Source organism: Pseudomonas sp. ABFPK (assembly GCF_001586765.1).
GTDB classification, from domain to species: Bacteria; Pseudomonadota; Gammaproteobacteria; order Pseudomonadales; family Pseudomonadaceae; genus Aquipseudomonas; species Aquipseudomonas asiatica.
This window is the reverse complement of sequence record NZ_LQXW01000020.1, coordinates 22,441-42,682: the sequence shown is the minus strand read 5'-3', so window position 1 is coordinate 42,682 and position 20,242 is coordinate 22,441. Positions and strand designations below refer to the sequence as shown.

The window sequence follows — 20,242 nt, the reverse complement described above, 5'->3', positions numbered from 1 at the left end:
CGTAGTTTCAGCCCACCGCTTGTGAGGAATAACGGAATGAGCAACGCCCCGATTCTGCTGACCCCCGGTCCCCTGACCACATCAATCCGCACCCGCCAAGCCATGCTGGTGGACTGGGGCTCCTGGGACCGCGACTTCAACCAACTGACTGCCAGTGTCTGCGAGCAACTGCTGGCCATCATCGACGGCAGCGCCAGCCACCACTGCGTGCCCCTGCAAGGCAGCGGCACCTTCGCCGTGGAAGCGGCCATCGGCACCCTGGTGCCGCGTGACGGCAAGGTCCTGGTGCTGATCAATGGCGCCTATGGCCAGCGCCTGGCGAAGATCTGCAAAGTGCTGGGCCGTGCCTACAGCACCTTCGAAACCGCCGAAGACCAGCCGACCACCGCCGCCGACGTCGACCGCCTGCTGGCCGCCGACCCGGCCATCACCCATGTCGCCCTGATCCACTGCGAAACCAGCACCGGCATCCTCAACCCGCTGCCCGAGATCGCCCAGGTGGTCAAAGGCCACGGCAAGCGCCTGATCATCGACGCCATGAGCTCGTTCGGCGCACTGCCGATCGATGCCCGCTTCATCCCCTTCGAGGCACTGATCGCCGCCTCCGGCAAATGCCTGGAAGGCGTACCTGGCATGGGCTTCGTGTTCGCCGAGAAAACCGCCCTGGCCGCTGCCGAAGGCAACGCCCACTCGCTGGCCATGGACCTGCACGACCAGCACACCTACATGGCCAAGACCGGCCAATGGCGCTTCACCCCGCCGACCCATGTGGTCGCTGCCCTGCACGAAGCGCTGCAGCAATACAACGAGGAGGGAGGCCTGCCGGCACGCAACCGGCGCTATGCCGACAACTGCAAGACTTTGCTCGACGGCATGGCCGCCATCGGCCTGCGCAGCTTCCTGCCCGCCGAGATCCAGGCGCCGATCATCGTCACCTTCCACGCACCGAACGATCCCCGCTACCAGTTCAAGGACTTCTACGAGCGGGTCAAGGCCAAGGGCTTCATCCTCTACCCGGGCAAGCTGACCCAGGTGGAAACCTTCCGTGTCGGCTGCATCGGCGTGGTCGGAGCGGATGGCATGCAGGCCGCCGTGAATGCCGTGGCCGAGGTGCTGCGGGAAATGGAAGTGCTGGACATCTGACCCTTTGCCCACCCAATTTCAGGAACAAGCGCACATGAACTACAGCAACCCTACCCAGCTGCAAGCCGCCATCCTCGACTGGGCCGGCACCGTGGTCGACTTCGGCTCCTTCGCCCCGACCCAGATCTTTGTCGAAGCCTTTGCCGAATTCGATGTGCAGGTGTCCATCGAAGAAGCCCGTGGCCCGATGGGCATGGGCAAGTGGGACCACATCCGCACCCTGTGCGATGTGCCGGAAATTGCCGAGCGCTACCGCAAGGTGTTCGGCCGTACCCCGACCGACGATGATGTCACCGCCATCTACAACCGCTTCATGCCGCTGCAGATCGAGAAGATCGCCGAGCACTCTGCGCTGATCCCCGGCGCCCTGGACACTCTCACCGGGCTGCGCCAGGACGGCCTGAAGATCGGCTCTTGCTCGGGCTACCCGAAGGTGGTGATGGACAAGGTGGTGGAGCTGGCCGCGCAGAACGGCTACGTGGCCGACCATGTGGTGGCCACCGACGAAACCCCGAACGGCCGCCCATGGCCGGCCCAGGCCCTGGCCAACGTGATCGCGCTGGGTATCGACGATGTGGCGGCGTGCGTGAAGGTCGACGATACCGTGCCGGGCATTCTCGAAGGCCGCCGTGCCGGTATGTGGACCGTGGCCCTGGTGTGCTCGGGCAATGCCCTGGGGCTGACCTGGGAAGGCTATCGCGCGCTGAGCGCCGAGAAGCTGGAAAGCGAGCGCCAGCGCATCCACGCCCTGTTCGCCGGCTCCCGTCCGCACTACCTGATCGACACCATCAACGAACTGCCCGAAGTGATCGCCGACATCAACCGGCGCCTGACCAAGGGTGAGATGCCGCAAACATCCTGAACGTTTGCGTGATACCTGAAGGTTTGCGCGATAGATGTAGGAGCGGCCTTGTGTCGCGATCGGGCTGCGCAGCAGCCCCAGGGTTTCTGCGTCAATGCGAAATTTGCTGGGGCTGCTGCGCAGCCCGATCGCGACACAAGGCCGCTCCTACAAGGATCGCCGTATCGGCAGACCTCTCTCGAAAAAGTGCTACTCCGGCAACTGCACCCGGGGTTTGGTTGCCGCGAAGATCGCCCAGCTCGACACGAACAGCGCCGCGATCAACGGCCCGATCACGAAGCCGTTGAGCCCGAACACCGCCAACCCGCCCAGCGTCGACACCAGAATCAGGTAGTCCGGCATGCGCGTGTCCTTGCCCACCAGGATCGGCCGCAACAAGTTGTCCACCAGACCGATCACCAGCACACCGAACGCGGTCAGTATCACCCCCGACAAAATCGCACCGGTCAGCAGGAAATACGCCGCCACCGGTGCCCACACGATCCCCGCCCCCACCGCCGGCAACAGCGACAGAAACGCCATCAGCACCGCCCATACCAGCGCACTCGGGATATCCAGCACCCAGAAAATGAAACCGCCCAGCGCCCCCTGGGTAATGGCCACCAGCACGTTGCCTTTTACCGTCGCCCGCACCACACGGTTGAACTTCAGTTGCAAACGGCGCTTCTGGTGTTCGGGCAGCGGCACTGCCAGACGCACCTGGCGGGCGACCTCCGCGCCTTCGCGCAGGAAGAAGAACAACAGGTACATCATGATGCCGAAGCTGATCACGAACTCGAACGTGCCCTGCCCAAAGTTGAACGCCTGGCTGGCCAGCACCTGGCTGCCCTGGGTGGCCCACTTGCTGATCTTGTCGCGTAGCCCGTCGAGGTTGCCCATGCCCATGCTGTCCAGCCCCCGCTGGGCAAAAGCCGGAAGCATGTCCTTGCCGCGCTCGACATAGCCGGCAATATCCAGCTCCCCGTGCTCGATGCGCTGGTACAGGGCGGCTCCCTCCTGCACCAGCAGCGCGCTGGTGATGATCACCGGCAGGATCGCCACCAGCAGGCACACCAGCAAGGTGGCCGCCGCAGCCAGGTTGCGCCTTCGGCCGAAACGCAGCAGCAGGTGGCGCTGCAGAGGGGCGAACAGGATGCCGAGTATCACCGCCCAGAAGATCGCACCGTAGTACGGCAGCAGAATCCAGATGAAGGCAATGGTCACCAGCGCCAGCAGTACTGCCAGGGCTTTGTTCTGCAGGGCGGTCTGGTTCATCGCGGGTCCTCGCATGGCTTATGCGTTATTAGTGCACCGCGCCTTGGCAAAAGTGCCGCCATTTCCTTGATGCAAATCAATACGCGCCGTATCTGCCAGCCCTAGCATCCGCGCCTTTTGCTCCGGTGCGCACATGACCCCTATCGCCAAGCCCGAACTGCTGGCCCCCGCCGGCACCCTCAAGACCATGCGCTACGCCTTCGCCTATGGCGCCGACGCGGTCTACGCCGGCCAGCCACGCTACAGCTTGCGGGTGCGCAACAACGAGTTCGACCATGCCAACCTGGCCCTGGGCATCCAGGAGGCGCATGCCTTGGGCAAGCGCTTCTACGTGGTGGTCAACATTGCCCCGCACAATGCCAAGCTCAAGACCTTCCTCAAGGACCTGGCGCCGGTGATCGAGATGGCACCGGACGCGCTGATCATGTCCGACCCAGGCCTGATCATGCTGGTACGCCAGCATTTTCCGCAGATGCCGGTGCACCTGTCGGTGCAGGCCAACACGGTCAACTGGGCCAGCGTGCAATTCTGGCAGCAACTGGGCCTGAGCCGGGTAATCCTGTCGCGCGAACTGTCGCTCGAAGAGATCGAGGAAATCCGCCAGCAGGTGCCGGGCATGGAGCTGGAGGTGTTTGTCCACGGAGCCCTGTGCATGGCCTACTCCGGCCGTTGCCTGCTGTCGGGCTACCTCAACAAGCGCGATGCCAACCAGGGCAGCTGCACCAATGCTTGCCGCTGGAAGTACGACGCCACCCCGGCCACCGAAAACGCCACTGGCGACATCGTGCGCGAAGTGCAGCCGACGCTGGGCCTGGGTGCACCGACCGAGCAGGTATTCCTGCTGCAGGAAAGCAACCGCCCCGGCACCGAAATGCCGGCGTTCGAAGACGAGCACGGCACCTACATCATGAATGCCAAGGACCTGCGCGCCATCCAGCACGTCGGGCGCCTGGCCGCCATGGGCGTGCACTCGCTGAAGATCGAAGGCCGCACCAAGTCGCACTTCTACTGCGCCCGCGCCGTGCAGTCGTACCGCCAGGCGATCGACGATGCGGTGGCCGGGCGACCATTCGACCGCTCGCTGATGGACAACCTCGAATCCCTGGCCCAACGCGGTTACACCGAAGGCTTCTTGCGCCGCCATGTGCACGACGAATACCAGAACTACCAGCGCGGTAACTCTGTGTCCGAGCGCCAGCAGTTCGTCGGCGAGCTGACCGGGGCACGCGTCGACGGCCTGGCCGAGGTCAAGGTGAAGAATCGCTTCGCCGTGGGCGACCACCTGGAACTGATGACCCCGCGCGGCAACTACCACTTCGATCTCGAGCACATGAGCAACGGCCAGCAGCAACCGCTTCAGGTCGCCCCAGGCGATGGCCACACCATCTACCTTCCTGTTCCCGAGCAGGTGCCGTTGGCCTATGGCCTGTTGATGCGTGACCTGCCAGCTTGAGCGAGGTGGCTAGAGTTCAATCCTGGTAATGGCACCAAGCCGCCGGTCGCCCAATTCCTTACGAATCTGCTGACGAAAAGCGGCGAAACGTTCCAGGTCAAAACGGTAAACAGTGCCGGTGTTCCACACGACGATGTCACGCTGGGTCTCGCTCCAGAATCCGAAGTCGCGCATCTCCATGGTGCCATTGAAGCGAAACGAGTAGACCGCCAGATGGATCTGGCCCTCCTCATCCTTCTGGCAGGGTGTGATCAGAAACGATGAGGCGACGTCGTTCTGCCAACCAGACTGCAGGAACTTGCTGGCGTGTGCACTGATTCGCAGTTCTTGCATGGATGCGCGCGCCAGTTGGGCCAACAGCGTCGGTGTGCTGCCTGTGCCGATGGGCTCGAGACTGGTATCGAAATCGTCATGGTCCCTGATGACCTGGGGCGGTAACTCCAGGGCGGCCGTCCTTACGCAGCCATGTTTCTCCAGGCGATTGCGGAAGCGGTCGAACCAGCTTTTCCATAGTTCGTCCCGGTCGAGAAAGCGGCTTGCGAACTCATCGGCATGGTCCAGCAACGTTTGCACGTCCAGGCGTTCCTCTTCGGACAGGTTTGGTCCGATGCCGATCAGATTGGTCTTGGAGTACAACAGGCAGTCCAGTGGTAGGGTCATGATCAAGCAGGCTCTCAGATAGGTGTGCCGCACGTTAGCCAGCGTGATGACAGGCCGGCATCCGGAACCAGTACCTGGCAGGTAGACTGGCTGCCTGGCAACGCTGGTGAAGGGCAACAGGCCGCGCTGCGCCTGAAGGCCGCTTGCGCTATGCTGCTGGCCAACCGCTGGATACCGGACCGCCCCTGGGGCCGCAACGACACCGGGCGCGAGCAAGCCACAGGCCTGGTCGCCGGTATCCGCCCACATTTTTGAAGGAGTGTTTCATGATGCTGCGTAAACACCTGCTGCCCCTGGGCCTGCTGGCCATCACCGGCCTGGCCCAGGCTGCCGAGACCATCGACGTCTACCGTGACCCCAACTGTGGCTGCTGCAAGGCCTGGATCAGCCACCTGCGCGACAACGGCTTCACCGTCAACGACCATGTCGAGCCGAACATGAGCGAGGTGAAGCAACGCCTGGGCGTGGCGCCACGCCTGGCGTCGTGCCATACCGGGGTGATCGACGGCAAGTTCGTCGAAGGCCATGTTCCGGCCGAGCAGGTGCGCCTGCTGGCCAAGCGCAACGACCTCAAGGGCCTGGCCGTGCCGGGCATGCCCATGGGCTCGCCCGGTATGGAAATGGGTGACCACAAGGATGCCTACCAGGTCATCGGCGTGACCCAGGACGGCAAGGACACCGTGGTCGCCAACTACTGATGCTCAGCCTGTGGGCGCTGTTCCTCAGCGCCTTCGGCGCCGCTACCCTGCTACCGCTGCAATCGGAGGCCGTGCTGGTCGGCCTTTTGCTGCGCCAGCCCGAGGCCTGGGCCACCCTGCTGCTGGTGGCGACCCTGGGCAATGTGCTGGGCTCGGTGGTCAACTGGGTGCTGGGCCGGGCCATTGAGCATCTGCGTGACAAGCGCTGGTTCCCTTTCAGCCCTGCCCAGCTGGAACGCGCGCAACAACGCTACCAGCGCTGGGGGCAATGGTCGCTGCTGCTCAGCTGGATGCCAGTGATCGGCGACCCGCTTACACTGATCGCCGGCATCATGCGTGAGCCGTTCTGGCGCTTCCTCTTGCTGGTGACCCTGGCCAAGGCCGGCCGCTATGGGGTGCTGGCGATGATTACCCTGGGCTGGTTTCACGCCTGGTAACACCTTTCACGTTCCGCGTGGTCCACTGACTGCTACAGTCGCCCCTTCCTACATGGCCCTACACGGAGTGCCCCCATGCTGCGCGCAACCGCCCTGGCCCTGGCCTGCCTCGCCGGCAGTTCGGCCATCGCCGCCGAATCGCCCACCTACGGCCCCCAGCTGGAGGGCTTCAGCTACCCGCATCCGCTCAAGCATTTCGACTTCAAGTCCCAGGGCCAGGCCCTGCAGATGGGCTACATGGACGTGCCCGCCCAGGGCCAGGCCAACGGCCACAGCGTGGTGCTGATGCATGGCAAGAACTTCTGCGCCGCCACTTGGGAAACCACCATCGACGCCCTGAGCAAGGCTGGCTACCGGGTCATCGCCCCCGACCAGGTCGGCTTCTGCAGCTCCAGCAAGCCGGCGCATTACCAGTACAGCTTCCAGCAGCTGGCGAGCAACACCCATGCCCTGCTCGAACAGCTGGGCGTGAAGCAAAGCATCGTGCTCGGCCACTCCACCGGCGGCATGCTCGCCACCCGCTATGCGCTGATGTACCCGCAGCAGGTGGAGCGCCTGGCGATGGTCAACCCCATCGGCCTGGAAGACTGGAAAGCCCTGGGCGTGCCCTACCGCACGGTGGACCAGTGGTATGCGCGCGAGCTCAAGCTGGATGCCGAAGGCGTGCGCGAGTATGAGCGCAAGACCTACTACGCCGGGCGCTGGAAGCCGGAGTACGAGCGCTGGGTGCAGATGCTGGTGGGCCTGAACAAGGGGCCGGGGCATGAAGCAGTGGCGTGGAACTCGGCGCTGATCTACGACATGATCTTCACCCAGCCGGTGTACCACGAGTTCAAGGACCTGCAGATGCCCACCCTGCTGCTGATAGGTGACCAGGACACCACGGCCATCGGCAGTGATATCGCGCCGCCGGAGGTGAAAGCGAAGCTGGGCAAGTATGCAGTGCTGGGGCCGCAGGTGGCCAAGCTGATCCCCAAGGGTGAGCTGATTACCTTTGAAGGCATGGGGCATGCGCCGCAGATCGAGGAGCCGGTGCGGTTCAACCGTACGCTGGTCGAGTGGTTAGGGCGCTAGATCTAAATTGGGGGCCGCTTTGCGGCCCTTCGCGGGCTCGCCCGCTCCCACGGGTAGTGCACAGCTGCCAAAACCTGTGCAGTACCTGTGGGAGCGGGCGAGCCCGCGAAGGGCTGCAAAGCAGCCCCCTACACTTTCCAGACCTGCTCCTCGGTCCAGCCCAGCTCGGCAAAGTCCGCCGCCCGCAACCCCGCCTCTTCCTCGCAGAAAAACTCATCCAGCTGCGGCGGCCTCACTGCCGTATCACTGAGCATCGCATGCACCTGCCCACGATGATGTATCTGGTGCTCGAACAGGTGCGCCAACAACCGCAGCCGTTGCTCGCGCTGTACCCGCTCGGGGCGCACGATGCTCACATAGCGCGCCAGCTCACCATCGCGCAGGCCCCGGCAATAGGCGATCAGCCGGTGATCGGCCTGGGCCTGTTCGGCGTGCAGGTCGGTGCAGGTGGCAAACGGCTGTTCGGGGTCGAAGAAGCGCTCGCCGTCGGCGTCGGGCTGCTCGCCACGCTGCTCGCACTCGAGCATGTGCAGGTAGAACCAGTCCACCGTCAGCAGGTGGTTGAGGGTGGCCTTGATCGACGGGAAAAAACTGCAGCGGGGGGCGACGAATTCGTCCTGGGTCAGTTGCAGGCAGGCCTTGTACAGACGGTGGTTGGCCCAGCCATTGTTGTAGGCCTGGGTCAGCAGATGATGCGACAGCGGCTCCATGGTTCGGCTCCTTTTCAGGCGAAGCGTTGCAGTTGCATCTCCCGTAGCCGGCTCAGGGTCCGTTGGTACGGGAACGCCAGATACCCTTGAGTGTAGAGGGCATCCAGCGGCACCTGTGCCTCCAGGTACAACGCCACCCGGCGGTCGTAGCATTCGTCGACCAGGGCTATGAAGCGGCGCACCGCGTCGTCCTTGGGCGACAGCGCCGGCAGCTCGCGGTCGCCCGCCACCACCCGCGCCGCAGCATCCTCGGTGCCCCGGGCAATACGCCCGGCCCGCTGTTCACCCCCCAGCGCCGGAATGCCCGACACCAGGATGGCCGGGAACCGGTCGCACAGGGCCATGAACTCCATGGCCGCCAGCGGCTGTTCGCACAGGTCGGTGAAACGGCACCAGATGGCCTGCGCGCTGCGCCGCACCACCTGCACCTGCCGGGAGCCGATCGCCAAGGGCTGATCGTGGCCTTCGTCGCCGGGGCTGAGCTGGCGGAACACCTCGCCCAGCTGGCTGGCCTGCCCCGCTTGCGCCACCCAGTAACGCTGGCGCTCGGCGCCGGGGTGCAGGCGGTGGTCCTGCTCGCCGGCTACCGGCAGCACCTGCATGTGCCGCTGGATGGCGGCGATGGCCGGCAGGAACCGCTCGCGGTTGAAACCGTCACGGTACAGCTGCTCGGGTGGCTGGTTGGAGGTGGCGACAATCACCACGCCTTGGTCGAACAGTACCTGGAACAGGCGGCCGAGGATGATCGCGTCACCGATGTCGTTGACGAACAGCTCGTCGAAGCACAGCACGCGAATCTGCCCGGCCAGTTCCCCGGCCAGCGCCAGCAGCGGGTCGGCGGTGCCGTTGAGCTGGAACAGGCGCTGGTGGACCCAGGCCATGAAGTGATGGAAGTGCTGGCGCCGGCTGGGTACCCGCAGGCAGCGGTGGAACTGGTCCATCAGCCAGGTCTTGCCGCGGCCGACCGGGCCCCAGAGGTAGATACCCTGGGTGGGGCGGCCCTGTTCGACGGCCTGGAAACAGGCCTGCAACGCCTCGACGGCGCGGGCCTGGGCGGGGTCGGCGACATAGCCCTGGGTAGTCAGGGCCTGCTGGTAGAGGGAATGGGGATCGATAGCCATGCGGCATTATCTGCACCGGCCTCATCACCGGCAAGCCAGCTCCCACCTCGACCGCATTGGCCCCAAGCCATGCGCTATCCCTGTGGGAGCTGGCTTGCCGGCGATGAGGCCGGTGCATGTGACTTTGGCTCAGCTATCTCCCAATCCAACTTTCAGCAGCGCGCCGTCCTTGTCATCGGTCAGCACATACAGGTAGCCATCCGGCCCCACCCGCACATCGCGGATACGCGCCTTCAGCTCACCCAGCAAACGCTCTTCATGCACCACCTTGTCGCCATCCAGTTGCAGGCGGATCAGCTCCTGGGTAGCCAGCGCGCCAATGAACAGGTTGTGGTCCCAGGCCTTGAACCTAGGGCTGTCGTAGAACGCCATGCCGCTGATCCCCGGCGACTTCTCCCATACATGGTGCGGGTCGACCATGCCCTGCACATGCTCGCCCTTGGCCTCGGGGATCGGCAGCAGCGAGTAGTTGATGCCGTGGGTCGCAATCGGCCAGCCATAGTTCTTGCCGGGTTCGGGAATGTTGATCTCGTCGCCGCCGCGCGGGCCATGCTCGTGGGTCCACAGCTTGCCGGTCCAGGGGTTGAGTGCGGCGCCTTGCTGGTTGCGGTGGCCGAACGACCAGATCTCCGGCCGCACATTGTCCTTGCCGACGAAGGGGTTGTCCCTGGGCACTTCGCCGTCCGGCAAGATACGCACGATCTTGCCTTGCAGCTTGTCCAGGTCCTGGGCAGTCGGGCGCTGGTTGTTTTCACCGAGGGCGATGAACAGGTAGCCGTCGCGGTCGAACACCAGGCGCGAGCCAAAGTGGTTGCCCTCCGACAGTTTGGGCTGCTGGCGGAAGATGACGTTGAAGTTTTCCAGCCGGGCGCGGTCCTGGGACAACTGGCCACGGCCGACCGCCGTACCGGCCTTGCCGTCACTGCCCTCTTCGGCGTAGGACAGGTAGACGGTGCGGTCCTTGGCGAACTCCGGCGACAGCACCACATCCAGCAAGCCGCCCTGGCCCTCGGCCCAGACCTTGGGTACACCGCTGATCGGCGGGCCGACCTTGCCTTCGGCATTGACCACCCGCAAGTTGCCAGCACGCTCGGTGACCAGCATGTCCTTGCCGCCCGGCAGGAACGCCAGGGCCCAAGGGTTGCGCAGGCCATCGGCCAGGGTGCTGACGGTCAAGGTGCCTTCTTCACTGCGGAACTGCTGTTCGGCCGCCGCCTGCGCCAGCAGGGGCAGGAGTGCGGCGGCGGTCAGGGTTACAAGCCAGGGTGCTCGAAGCATGCAGGATTCCTTTCGTAGGGCGCTCATGGCGCGCGCGGGTTGTCGCGCGGTGGTCGGCTGGGCTCCAGGTTCGGGGTTTGTTGCTGGCGGCGCAGGTTGTCGCCATTGCCGATGCCGCGGTTGTCCAGGGTGGGCGTGCGCTGGTACGGGTCGGTGGACGGGCCGCGCACGGGAGGCGTGGCCGGCATGCTGCCCTGGCGGCTGTTGGGGTTGGCGCGCTGGATCGGGCTGTTGTAGGGGTTGTTGTTGCCGGCGGCGAGTTGCAAGGGCGGCTCGGGGGCCGCTTGCGCGGGCAGGCACAGCACCAGGCCGAGGGCCAGGATGGGCAAGGTCGGGGTCATGCTTCACCTCCTGTACGAAAATGCCGCGCCTGGTGGGTTTGATAGCCTAAGGCGCGAAGGGTTCGCGGCAAAAGTGTGAATGCGGGTGGAGATGATTCCTGATGTTTCAGTATGGGCCTTGGGGGCTGCTGCGCAGCCCTTTCGCGACACAAGGCCGCTCCCTGCAGGAGCAGCCTTGTGCTGCGAATGGGCCGCAAAGCGGCCCCAGGTTACTGACCCTTGTCCACCTTGTGCCGCGCCGCATACAGGCACAGCATTTCCATCGCCAGGGTCGCCCCGGCCAGCGCGGTGATGTCGGCATGGTCATAGGCGGGCGCCACCTCCACCAGGTCCATGCCCACCAGGTTGATGCCGCGCAGCCCGCCAAGGATCTCCAGCGCCTGCACCGTGCTAAGCCCACCGCACACCGGCGTGCCGGTACCGGGCGCATAGGCCGGATCGAGGCAGTCGATATCGAAAGTAAGGTAAACCGGCCGCTCGCCCACCCGCTGGCGAATCGCCGCAATCACCGCCTCGGTGCCCTGCCGGTGCACCTGGCGGGCGTCGAGGATGGCAAAGCCCTGGCTGTCGTCATTGGTGGTGCGCAGGCCGATCTGCACCGAGCTGGCCGGGTCCACCAGGCCTTCGCGGGCGGCATGCCAGAACATGGTGCCGTGGTCGATGCGCTTGCCTTCCTCGTCCGGCCAGGTGTCGCTGTGCGCATCGAAGTGGATCAGCGCCAGCGGGCCATGGCGGCGGGCATGGGCCTTGAGCAGCGGGTAGCTGATGAAGTGGTCGCCACCCAGGGTGAGCATGGCGCAGCCTGCTTCCAGAATATGCGTGGCATGGGTCTCGATACTGTCCGGTACCGACTGCGGGGTGCCGCTGTCGAAGGCGCAATCGCCATAGTCGATCACCGCCAGGTGGTCGAACGGGTCGAACGCCCACGGCCAGTGCCGGGCCCAGGCCTGCTGCACCGAGGCGGCGCGGATCGCCCGCGGGCCGAAGCGCGCACCGGGGCGGTTGCTGGTGGCAGTATCGAACGGCACACCACTGACCACCACATCGACACCACGCAGGTCGCGGCTGTAGCGGCGGCGAGAGAAACTGGTAATGCCGGCGTAGGTACTTTCCGCAGCGGTGCCATACAGGCTGTCGCGGGTCATGGCCTGGTCGTTGTTTGCGGCTTGCTCCACGGTCGGGTTCCTTTGTCGTTATCGGTTACTGGCGGCTGCGGAACGCGGTCCACAGGCGGTTGCGCTGGCGCAGGTCGGCCAGGGCCATGCTGCGGTCGGCATACAGACGCTGGCGCACCGCGGCCGACGGGTAGATGTCCGGGTCGTTGCGCACTGCTTCGTCCACCAGCGGCGTGGCCGCCTGGTTGGCGTTGGCGAAGAACAGCGTGTTGGTCAGCGCGGCGACCGACTCGGGCTTGAGCATGAAGGCGATGAACGCCCGCGCGGCCTCGGGGTGCGGAGCGTCCTTGGGAATGACCAGGTTGTCCTGCCACACCAGCGTGCCTTCGCGGGGGATGCGGTAGATCAGCTCGAATGGTTTGCCAGCGCGACGCGCCTGGTCGGCGGCCATCGCCGCATCGCCGTTGTAGGTCAGCGCCAGGCACACGCTACCGTTGGCCAGGTCGCTGATCTGCCGGCCATTGGCGACGTAGCTGATCGACGGCTGCAGCTGGCTCAGCAGGTTCTGCGCGGCGGCCAGGTCGTCCTTGTCCTGGCTGTAAGGGTCCTTGCCCAGGTAGTTCAGGGCCACGCCGATCACCTCCTGGGGCGAGTCGGGCATGGCGATGCCGCAGTCCTTCAGCCGGCTGGCGTACTCGGGCTTGAACAGCAGGTCGAGGCTGTCCAGCGGTACATCCCCCAGGCGCTGGCGCACCGCTTCCACATTCACTCCCAGGCCCAGGGTGCCCCAGGTGTAGGGCACGGCATGGTGGTTGCCGGGGTCGGCCTCTGCGAGCTTGGCCAGCAGGTCCTTGTCGAGGTTGGCATAGCCGGGCATGGCCTGGGGATCGAACGGCTGCAGGGCATTTGCCTTGAGCGCCCGGGCCAGTACGGTTGACGACGGCACCACCACGTCATAGCCGCTACCACCGGTCAGCAGCTTGGTTTCCAGCACTTCGGTGGTGTCGAAGGTGTCGTAGCGCACCTTGTAGCCGGTTTCCTGCTCGAAGCGCTGGAGGGTTTGCGGGGCGACATAGTCGGCCCAGCTGTAGAGGTTGACGACCTTTTCTTCGGCCTGCAGCGGCAAGGCCAGGACCAGGGACAGCAGGCACAACGATCGACGCATGGCGGACACCTCGGCAAATGGGTGGATGCCGCGAGCATGCCAGCCGGGTTACATTGCAGGAATGGCAAGTTTTCAAAGCTGACATTCATCAGGAGCAATGTAATGCTCGGACAAGTGCACGACCCCGATCTGCACCTGCTGCGGCTGTTCGTCACTGTAGTCGAGGCCGGTGGTTTCAGCGCCGCGCAAGGCGTGCTGGGCCTGAGCCAGCCCACCATCAGCCAGCGCATGGCGCAGCTGGAAGCGCGGCTGGGCTACCGCTTGTGCAGCCGCGGCAAAGGTGGCTTTCACCTGACGGAAAAGGGCGCGTTGTTGCTGGACGCCGCCCGTGGGCTATTGCTGAACATCGAACAGTTTCGCCAGCAGGCCAATGGCGTTGCCGGGCGGCTGCTGGGGACCGTGCGCATAGGCATGGCGGAGAGCCAGGACAAGGCGGTGAGCCTGAAGCTGGCGGCGGCCATTGCGGCGTTTCGCAGGCGCGAGGAGGCGGTGCAGCTGGAACTGATCAGTGCGCCACCGGCAGAGCTGGAGCGCTTGTTGCTGGAGCAGCGGCTGGATTACGCCATCAGCTACTTTTCCGGCAACCAGGCAGCCTTCGACTACCAGCCGCTGTTCCAGGAGCGGCAACGGCTGTATTGCGGCAAGGGCCATGTGCTGTTCGGTGAGGCTGGCGTTGGCCGGGAGCGGTTGCTGGCGATGGACCAGGTGCGCCATCCGTACCGGTTTCTCAAGGGCGGCGAGCCGTTCCAGAGCCAGCGCAGCATGGCGGTGGCGGAGCAGATCGAGAGCGTGCTGACGTTCATTCTGTCGGGGCGGCATATTGGCTATCTGCCATGCCATTGTGCGCAAGCTTGGGAGGCTGAGGGGCTGTTGTGGGCGCTGGACCCGGGGCTGGACTTTGTGGTGCCGTTTACCCTGGCCAGGCACCGGGCGCAAGCGGTTGGCGAGGCACAGCAGGCGTTTTCGCAGGATTTGCTGGCGGCGTTTGCCTGAACCGGCCTCTTCGCGGGTAAACCCGCTCCTACAGGGTTCTCACACAGCCTGAGGGCTGCGCCGTGCCTGTGGGAGCGGGTTTACCCGCGAAGAGGCCGGGACAGACAACACCCATCAGTAAGCCATGCTCCAGGTCAGGGTGTAGGTACGTCCACGCCCCTGGTAGTCATACAGGTAAGCCGGCCCGTAGGTCGGCGAGTAGAACAGCGTCGCACGCTGCCCCCAGACCGTGCTGTATTGCTTGTCCAGCAGGTTCTGGATGCCGGCGCTGAAGGTGCCGAAGCCGGTATCCTGGCTGCCCAGCAGGTCGAAGGTGGTGTAGCCGTCGATCTCGTGGTCGGCATCGTCCTTCAGGCTGAAGGCATGGTTGGCCTGTAGCCGCGCACTGCGGCCATCGCCCTTCCAGCCGACGAACGCGGTAGCCTTGGACAACGAGGCATAGCGGGCATCGCGCTTGATCCAGCCGCCATCGACATCCTCCTCCTCGGAGCGGGTCAGGTGCAGGGTGCCACCGGTTTCCCAGCCGGTCTGGAAGTGCCGGGTCAGCGCGCCCTCAAAACCAAAGTCGCGGCTTTTCTGGTCTTCCACATTGATGGTCAGCGTCTGCGAGTCGACGTTGATGATCTTGTCCGACCAGATGTAGTACAGCGCCGCCTGGGCATCCCAGTCCAGGTCGGCATAGCGCCAGCCCAGTTCCACCTGGCGGCTCTTGATGCCGGCCAGCGGGTTGTCGGCCACGCTCAGACCGGGCTTGCCGTAGTACTTGGCCGGGTCGGGCAGGTCGAAGCCTTCGCCGTAGTTGGTCCATACCTGGTGGCCATTCTTGAAGTCGTAGATGGCACCGACGTTGAACAGGTTGACCTGGTAATCGTTGCTGCCACCCGGCACACCCTTGAAGTCGCTGACGTCCACATCCATCTGCTGGCGCCGGGCGCCGCCGGACAAGGTAAGGTTCTCGGTGGCATGCCAGTCCAGCTGCGCGTACACCGACACGCCATCGACCCGGTAGCTGGGGTAGCGTGCGGCCTTGCTTTCCTTTTCCAGCTCCAGGCCACCCGACTCGGACGACGTCTGGGCGTTGAAGGTGGTCTGCTCGGCGTTGAAGCGCTCGCGGTCCAGGTCGACGCCGTAGGTCAGCTTCAGCGCGTCCCACTGCTTGGCGAACAGGCCCTTGAGGCTGGTGACTTCGAAGTTCTGCTGCGAGGCGGCGAAGTACACCCCGCGCGAGCCGGTGGGCGTGGCGCGGTTGTAGTACGGGAACGGGTAGAAGTTGTCGTCTTCCTTGCGGTACGAGGCCTGCAGGTAGAAGTCCTGCCCCAGCACGTCGGTGTGGTGGTAGTTGGCGTTCAGCAGCAGGCGCCGGGTGCGCGGCTCCAGGTCCGACGAGTAGCCGCTACGCAGTTCGGCGTCTTCCAGGTCGGATGGGGCGTTGTAGTTCAGGTTAGGGAAGTAGATACCGGTACTGCCATGGTTGCCCGAGTCATAGTACTGGGCCAGCAGGTCGAGGCTCTGCTGGTCGTTCAGTTGCATCCCCAAGGTGCCGAGCACGTCGATGGTGCGGTTGTATTGCAGGTCGGTCTGGGTGTTGTCGATGAAGATCTGGTCGCCGGCGCCGTCGTAGAAGGCTTCGTTCTGCTCGCCGGAAACCCCCAGGCGGGCGTTGAACCGTTCGTTGCCGCCACTGATCGACTGGGCGAAGCGGGTGGCCAGGTCGTCGCTGTTGTTGAAGCCGCTGCTGGCACCGAGCTGGGTCTCGAAACGCGCCGGGCCGGGTTCGCCCTTCTTGGTCACGATGTTGATGATGCCGCCGGTGGCGCCACCACCGTAGATGGCACTGGCGCCAGACAGCACTTCGACGCGCTCGACGTTGAACGGCGAAATGCTGTCGAACTGGCGTGACAGGCCGCGCGAGCTGTTCTGGCTGACCCCGTCGATCATCACCAGCACATTGCGCCCGCGCATGTTCTGGCCGTAGTTGGTACGGCCTTCCGGCGCCAGGTCGAGGCCTGGCACCAGCTTGCCGATGGCTTCCTTCAGGCTGACGCCGCTGTCGATCTGCTCGCGCAACTGCTGCTGGTCGACCACCCACACGGTGCCGGGGATTTCACTGATCGCGGTGCTGGTGCGCGAGGCCACGCTGACCTCGATCGGCTTGAGATTGACCGCCTGCGGCGCAGCGTCGGCCTTGCGCAGGGTCACCGTGCGGGCATCGCTGAAGTGCCAGCTCATGCCGCTGCCGGACAGCAACTGCTGCAGGGCCTGCTCGATGCTGTAGCTGCCCTGCAAGGCCGGGCTGGATTGGCCGGCGACGTCGCCGGTGGTGTACAGCAGGTGCAGGCCGGCCTGGTCGGCGAACGTGGTCAGGGCGTGGTCCAGCGGCTGGGCCGGCAGGTCGAGCTGGACCTGGCGGGCCTGAGTCTGGGCCTGTTCGGTGGCGGTCGAGGCAAAAGCCTGCAGCGGGCCGACCAGCATGGCCAGGGCACTGCAGGACATCAGGGCATGGTGAAGCGGACCGCGGCGGCGGTGCAAGGGCTTGAGCATCAGAGGCACGAATGAGCTTCCTGACAAGTCGTAAATGAGAATTGGTTGCTGATCAGTCCCACTACGACGATCTGGCTTGCAGGAACTTGCAGTGCCAAATGGAAAATATTTTTATTTCTGTGCCGGCCTCTTCGCAGCACAAGGCTGCTCCTACAGGGATCGCAGTTCGCTGTAGGAGCAGCCTTGTGCTGCGAAGAGGCCGGCACAGGCGAATCAATGAACCACGGCCAACCACGGCAGGTAGGTCACCTTCAGCCCATAACGCTGCTCAAGGGTCCGCAACAGGGCCTCCGGCTCATCGAGGTCGAACACCCCGCTGACCTGCATCGCCGCCAGCTTGCTATCGGACAACACGATCCGCCCATGCCGGTAACGCTCGAGCTCCGCCAGCACCTGCCCCAGCGGCTTGCCGTTGAAGATCAGCTTGCCGCGCTGCCAGGCCATCTGCGTACCGGCATCGGCCGCTACTGCCAGTTCATGCTCGCCAACCTTGGCTTCGCCATGGGCCAATACCACGCGGCCATCACGACGCACGCTGAAGGTGGCCGCACTCCCCTGCACCCGCTCACCGGCCGTGTCGACCACAAAGGGCCGTGAATCATCGGCGGTCTCGAACAAGGCCTCACCAGATTCCAGCACCACCCGCCGCTCACGGTCGCTGAACACCACGCTCAGGGCTGTGGCACTGTTCAGCGTCACCCGCGTGCCATCTGCCAAAGTAATCACCTGTCGCTCACCTACCCCGGTGTGGTAATCCGCCAGCAGCATTGGCGCCTTCTGCCAACCCGCCACACCAACGGCCAACACCAGTGCAGCAGCCACCCCCGCCTGTTTGAGCCAGTTGCGGCAATGGCGCAGGGCCTGGCCGATGTATTTCGCCACCATGCTTTCGGAAACCCCCAGGCGCTGCGCGATCTGCGCCTGGGTCAGGCCGTCGACGCGGTTGAGCAACAGCGCCTGGCGGGCATTGTCGGACAGCTGCAGCAGCGCCTGGTCGAGGATCTGCAAGCGCTCCCGGGCCAGCAAGGCCGCTTCCGGGGCCGGCGCCGGGCAGGCGACCTCACCTGCCCGCTCGCTGTCGTCGTGGCTGGCGGCAATGCGCTGCTCGCGGCGCAAGGCATCGATCGCCAGGTTGCCGGCCACGCGGAAGATGAAACTGCGCGCGTGCAGCACCGGCACCGCCTGCTGGTCGATGTTGACCAGCTTCAGGTAGGTTTCCTGCGCGACATCGGCAGCGCGCTGACGGTCGCTCATGCGCCGGGTCAGGAACTGAAGCAGGTCGTCGTAGTGCTCCTGGAAGCTTGCCAGCAGGCCCGGCGCGGGAGAAGTCAGCATGGGTTCGGGAACGGCCAGTAGGAGAAGTTATCGGGCGTTAATGAGAAACAGTATCTTTCATCTGGACGGTGACTTTCAACGCCGACGCGTATTTGCCACACTGCCCATTCGCCCACTCTGGCAAGGTCGCACCCCATGGCTGCCCGTCTGCACCGCTACGCCCGCCTGTTCCTGGTCCTGCTGCTGGCCTGCGGCCTGGGGGCCTGTGCGCTGTTCCAGGCACGCGACCCGGTCAATATCAGCGTGATCGGTATCGAGCCGCTGCCCGGGCAGGAGCTGGAACTGCGCATGGCGGTGAAGATGCGGGTACAAAACCCCAACGAGGCGCCGATCGACTACAACGGCATCGCCCTGAACCTGGAGGTGAACGGCCAGCCTCTGGCTGCCGGGGTGAGCGACCAGCAGGGGCACATCGGCCGTTATGGCGAAGCGGTGATCGTGGTGCCGGTGAGCATCACGGCGTTTTCCTTCCTGCGCCAGGCCTATGGGCTGGGCCAGGTGGACTCGCTGCAAGGCCTGCCCTATGTGCTGCGCGGCAAGCTGGCCGGCGGGCTGCTGGGGACCGTGCGCTTTACCGACGAGGGCAAGCTGGACCTGCCCAAGGGCGCCTACTGGTAGGCGCCTGGCGGGGTGTGATCAGCGGCTGGCGCTGGCTGCGGCCATCAGCTTGTTGACTTCGCTGCGCACCATGTTGGCGTATTCGGGCGGCGACATGCCATCCAGCTCGGCGCGCACCCACTCGGCCCATTTGCCTTTGCGCCGTGGTTTCTCGGCGATCAACCGTGCCGCTTCGCCCTTGGCCTTGCCCAGGTTGTTCTGCCACAGCTCGAACAGCCGGGCCTTCTCTGCCTCGATCTGCGCCCGTTCCTCGAAGCTCATGTTGGCCAGATTGAAACTCATGAAGGTACCTGCAGGTTTGAAAATGGCCGCTATCTTACACCCAGGTACTGCAACAGCCCAAAGCCGCCGCAACTTTCCCGACGCGCCGGCATCCATTGTTCAAGCCACACCATCGACGAGGACGAGTTCATGGCCCGGAAAAACGCCCCGCTGACCGACAGCGATCAGATCAAGGACCAGGTATTCAGCGAACTGCAGGCGCTGATCGAAGAGTCGGAAAAACTGCTGAACGACAGCGCCGCCCTGGTGGGTGACGAGGCGGAAACCCTGCGCGCGCAGGTAAGCCTCAAGCTACGCCAGGCGCGCAATGCCGCCGACAAGGTACGCAGCAAGGCGCAACCGGTGATGGACGCTACCCAGGACTATATCGGTGGCCACCCGTGGCAGACCGTGGCCATTTCCGCTGGCCTCGGGCTGGTGGTCGGCCTGCTGCTGGGCCGCCGTCACTGACGCCTGGGCCGCCTGGTGCGAATCAGGCGGCCTGCGCCATCGGGATACCGCTGTGGAAGCGCAGCTCCTGGTCCGGTGACTGGATCAGCTCCACCTCCGCTGCACGCACCAGGTCCACCCGGCGGGCAATGTCTGCCTCTTCGCCATAGTTGTGCGCCAGTTTCAGATAACCCTGATAATGGCGCGCTTCGCTCTTCAGCAGGCCGTGGTAGAAGCGGCCCAGTTCCTCGTCCAGATGCGGTACCAACGCGGCAAAGCGCTCGCAGCTGCGCGCCTCGATGAACGCCCCCACCACCAGCGTATCCACCAGCTTGACCGGCTCGTGGGCGCGCACCAGCCGCCGCAGCCCCGACGCATATCGCCCCGCCGACACCGGGCGCAGCGGCACGCCACGACGCTTCATCAGGCGCAGCACCTGCTCGTGGTGCACCAGCTCCTCGCGGGCCAGGCGCGACATCATGTTGATCAGGTCGAGGTGGGTGTTGTACTTGGCGATCAGGCTCAGGGCGGTGCTGGCAGCCTTGAATTCGCAGTTCTTGTGGTCGATCAGCAGGGTTTCCTGGTCGGCGAGCGCCGCTTCGATCCAGGCGTCTGGTGTCGGGCAACCAAGAAAGGCGTCGATTTCGGGGATCAGGGACATGAGCGTGCAACCACAAAGAACTGGCAGGGCCGGCGATTATACCGGCGGCGGCGGGCAGCGCCAGTGACTATG

The 20,242-nt window shown here is 64.8% G+C and carries 22 protein-coding genes; 10 read left to right on the top strand and 12 right to left on the bottom strand.

All coding sequences use genetic code 11. The features are described 5' to 3' along the window. Positions 1-36: 36 nt before the first annotated feature. A complete protein-coding gene (locus tag WM94_RS14565) occupies positions 37-1,143 on the top strand; it encodes a 2-aminoethylphosphonate--pyruvate transaminase (protein ID WP_061551515.1) in 1,107 nt (368 codons plus the stop codon). A gap of 34 nt (positions 1,144-1,177) precedes the next feature. Continuing rightward, positions 1,178-2,005, top strand: a complete 828-nt coding sequence (gene phnX, locus WM94_RS14560) for a phosphonoacetaldehyde hydrolase (RefSeq protein ID WP_061551514.1) — start codon at positions 1,178-1,180, stop codon at positions 2,003-2,005. Between the two features lie 189 nt (positions 2,006-2,194). On the opposite strand, the gene WM94_RS14555 is transcribed toward phnX, so the two are convergent. Then, entirely contained in the window at positions 2,195-3,259 is a 1,065-nt protein-coding gene (locus WM94_RS14555; protein WP_061551513.1) for an AI-2E family transporter, read from the bottom strand. A 133-nt stretch (positions 3,260-3,392) separates the two neighbouring features. Here WM94_RS14555 and yegQ point away from each other — a divergent pair, with 133 nt between their 5' ends. Further along, positions 3,393-4,712, top strand: coding sequence for a tRNA 5-hydroxyuridine modification protein YegQ (gene yegQ, locus WM94_RS14550; RefSeq protein WP_061551512.1), 1,320 nt, complete (start codon positions 3,393-3,395; stop codon positions 4,710-4,712). Positions 4,713-4,721: 9 nt separating this feature from the next. Here yegQ and WM94_RS14545 read toward each other — a convergent pair whose 3' ends face one another. Then, positions 4,722-5,372, bottom strand: coding sequence for a hypothetical protein (locus WM94_RS14545; RefSeq protein WP_061551511.1), 651 nt, complete (start codon positions 5,370-5,372; stop codon positions 4,722-4,724). A 24-nt stretch (positions 5,373-5,396) separates the two neighbouring features. Between WM94_RS14545 and WM94_RS14540 the strand changes: the two genes are divergently transcribed. The 4 genes from WM94_RS14540 to WM94_RS14525 all read left to right on the top strand — a co-directional run bounded on the left by WM94_RS14540 (position 5,397) and on the right by WM94_RS14525 (position 7,581). Further along, complete coding sequence (locus WM94_RS14540) at positions 5,397-5,627, top strand: hypothetical protein (RefSeq protein WP_061551510.1); 231 nt, start codon at positions 5,397-5,399, stop codon at positions 5,625-5,627. Positions 5,628-5,641: 14 nt separating this feature from the next. Further along, a complete protein-coding gene (locus WM94_RS14535; protein ID WP_015269641.1) occupies positions 5,642-6,070 on the top strand; it encodes a DUF411 domain-containing protein in 429 nt (142 codons plus the stop codon). Further along, complete coding sequence (locus tag WM94_RS14530) at positions 6,070-6,507, top strand: YqaA family protein (protein ID WP_013971818.1); 438 nt, start codon at positions 6,070-6,072, stop codon at positions 6,505-6,507. Before WM94_RS14535 ends, WM94_RS14530 begins: the two co-directional genes overlap by 1 nt. Positions 6,508-6,582: 75 nt before the next feature. Beyond that, positions 6,583-7,581, top strand: a complete 999-nt coding sequence (locus tag WM94_RS14525) for an alpha/beta fold hydrolase (protein WP_061551509.1) — start codon at positions 6,583-6,585, stop codon at positions 7,579-7,581. 128 nt (positions 7,582-7,709) lie between these two features. Here WM94_RS14525 and WM94_RS14520 read toward each other — a convergent pair whose 3' ends face one another. From WM94_RS14520 to WM94_RS14495, 6 genes are all read right to left on the bottom strand, one after another. After that, a complete protein-coding gene (locus WM94_RS14520; protein WP_061551508.1) occupies positions 7,710-8,291 on the bottom strand; it encodes a DinB family protein in 582 nt (193 codons plus the stop codon). A 14-nt stretch (positions 8,292-8,305) separates the two neighbouring features. Further along, positions 8,306-9,412 (bottom strand): cell division protein ZapE, encoded by a 1,107-nt coding sequence (zapE, locus tag WM94_RS14515; protein ID WP_061551507.1) that lies wholly within the window; start codon positions 9,410-9,412, stop codon positions 8,306-8,308. Positions 9,413-9,541: 129 nt separating this feature from the next. Beyond that, positions 9,542-10,690: a PQQ-dependent sugar dehydrogenase gene (locus tag WM94_RS14510; protein WP_061551506.1), complete on the bottom strand. Its 1,149-nt coding sequence runs from the start codon at positions 10,688-10,690 to the stop codon at positions 9,542-9,544. 23 nt (positions 10,691-10,713) lie between these two features. Then, positions 10,714-11,031 carry a hypothetical protein gene (locus WM94_RS14505; protein ID WP_003256290.1) on the bottom strand — a complete coding sequence of 106 codons (318 nt, stop codon included), beginning with the start codon at positions 11,029-11,031 and terminating at the stop codon, positions 10,714-10,716. Positions 11,032-11,240: 209 nt separating this feature from the next. Then, positions 11,241-12,206, bottom strand: a complete 966-nt coding sequence (gene speB / locus WM94_RS14500; protein WP_061551505.1) for an agmatinase — start codon at positions 12,204-12,206, stop codon at positions 11,241-11,243. 25 nt (positions 12,207-12,231) lie between these two features. Continuing rightward, a complete protein-coding gene (locus WM94_RS14495; protein WP_061551504.1) occupies positions 12,232-13,311 on the bottom strand; it encodes an extracellular solute-binding protein in 1,080 nt (359 codons plus the stop codon). A 102-nt stretch (positions 13,312-13,413) separates the two neighbouring features. On the opposite strand from WM94_RS14495, the gene WM94_RS14490 reads away from it, so the two are divergent. Beyond that, on the top strand, positions 13,414-14,304 hold the full coding sequence (locus tag WM94_RS14490) for a LysR family transcriptional regulator (protein ID WP_061551503.1): 891 nt from the start codon (positions 13,414-13,416) through the stop codon (positions 14,302-14,304). 114 nt (positions 14,305-14,418) lie between these two features. On the opposite strand, the gene WM94_RS14485 is transcribed toward WM94_RS14490, so the two are convergent. Together WM94_RS14485 and WM94_RS14480 are read right to left on the bottom strand one after the other, a co-directional pair. Beyond that, positions 14,419-16,845, bottom strand: coding sequence for a TonB-dependent receptor (locus WM94_RS14485; RefSeq protein ID WP_054573653.1), 2,427 nt, complete (start codon positions 16,843-16,845; stop codon positions 14,419-14,421). A gap of 213 nt (positions 16,846-17,058) precedes the next feature. Then, on the bottom strand, positions 17,059-18,180 hold the full coding sequence (locus tag WM94_RS14480; protein WP_013971808.1) for a sigma-70 family RNA polymerase sigma factor: 1,122 nt from the start codon (positions 18,178-18,180) through the stop codon (positions 17,059-17,061). A gap of 135 nt (positions 18,181-18,315) precedes the next feature. Here WM94_RS14480 and WM94_RS14475 point away from each other — a divergent pair, with 135 nt between their 5' ends. Beyond that, the gene (locus tag WM94_RS14475) at positions 18,316-18,798 is read left to right on the top strand and encodes an LEA type 2 family protein (protein ID WP_013971807.1); all 483 of its coding nucleotides are present in this window, start codon (positions 18,316-18,318) and stop codon (positions 18,796-18,798) included. Between the two features lie 18 nt (positions 18,799-18,816). Here the strand turns inward: WM94_RS14475 and WM94_RS14470 are convergent, their stop codons facing one another. Next, positions 18,817-19,080 carry a hypothetical protein gene (locus WM94_RS14470; RefSeq protein WP_003256287.1) on the bottom strand — a complete coding sequence of 88 codons (264 nt, stop codon included), beginning with the start codon at positions 19,078-19,080 and terminating at the stop codon, positions 18,817-18,819. A gap of 129 nt (positions 19,081-19,209) precedes the next feature. On the opposite strand from WM94_RS14470, the gene WM94_RS14465 reads away from it, so the two are divergent. Next, positions 19,210-19,530 carry a YqjD family protein gene (locus WM94_RS14465; RefSeq protein WP_003256286.1) on the top strand — a complete coding sequence of 107 codons (321 nt, stop codon included), beginning with the start codon at positions 19,210-19,212 and terminating at the stop codon, positions 19,528-19,530. A 22-nt stretch (positions 19,531-19,552) separates the two neighbouring features. Here WM94_RS14465 and WM94_RS14460 read toward each other — a convergent pair whose 3' ends face one another. Next, entirely contained in the window at positions 19,553-20,170 is a 618-nt protein-coding gene (locus tag WM94_RS14460) for a tRNA-(ms[2]io[6]A)-hydroxylase (protein ID WP_013971805.1), read from the bottom strand. Positions 20,171-20,242 lie beyond the last annotated feature (72 nt).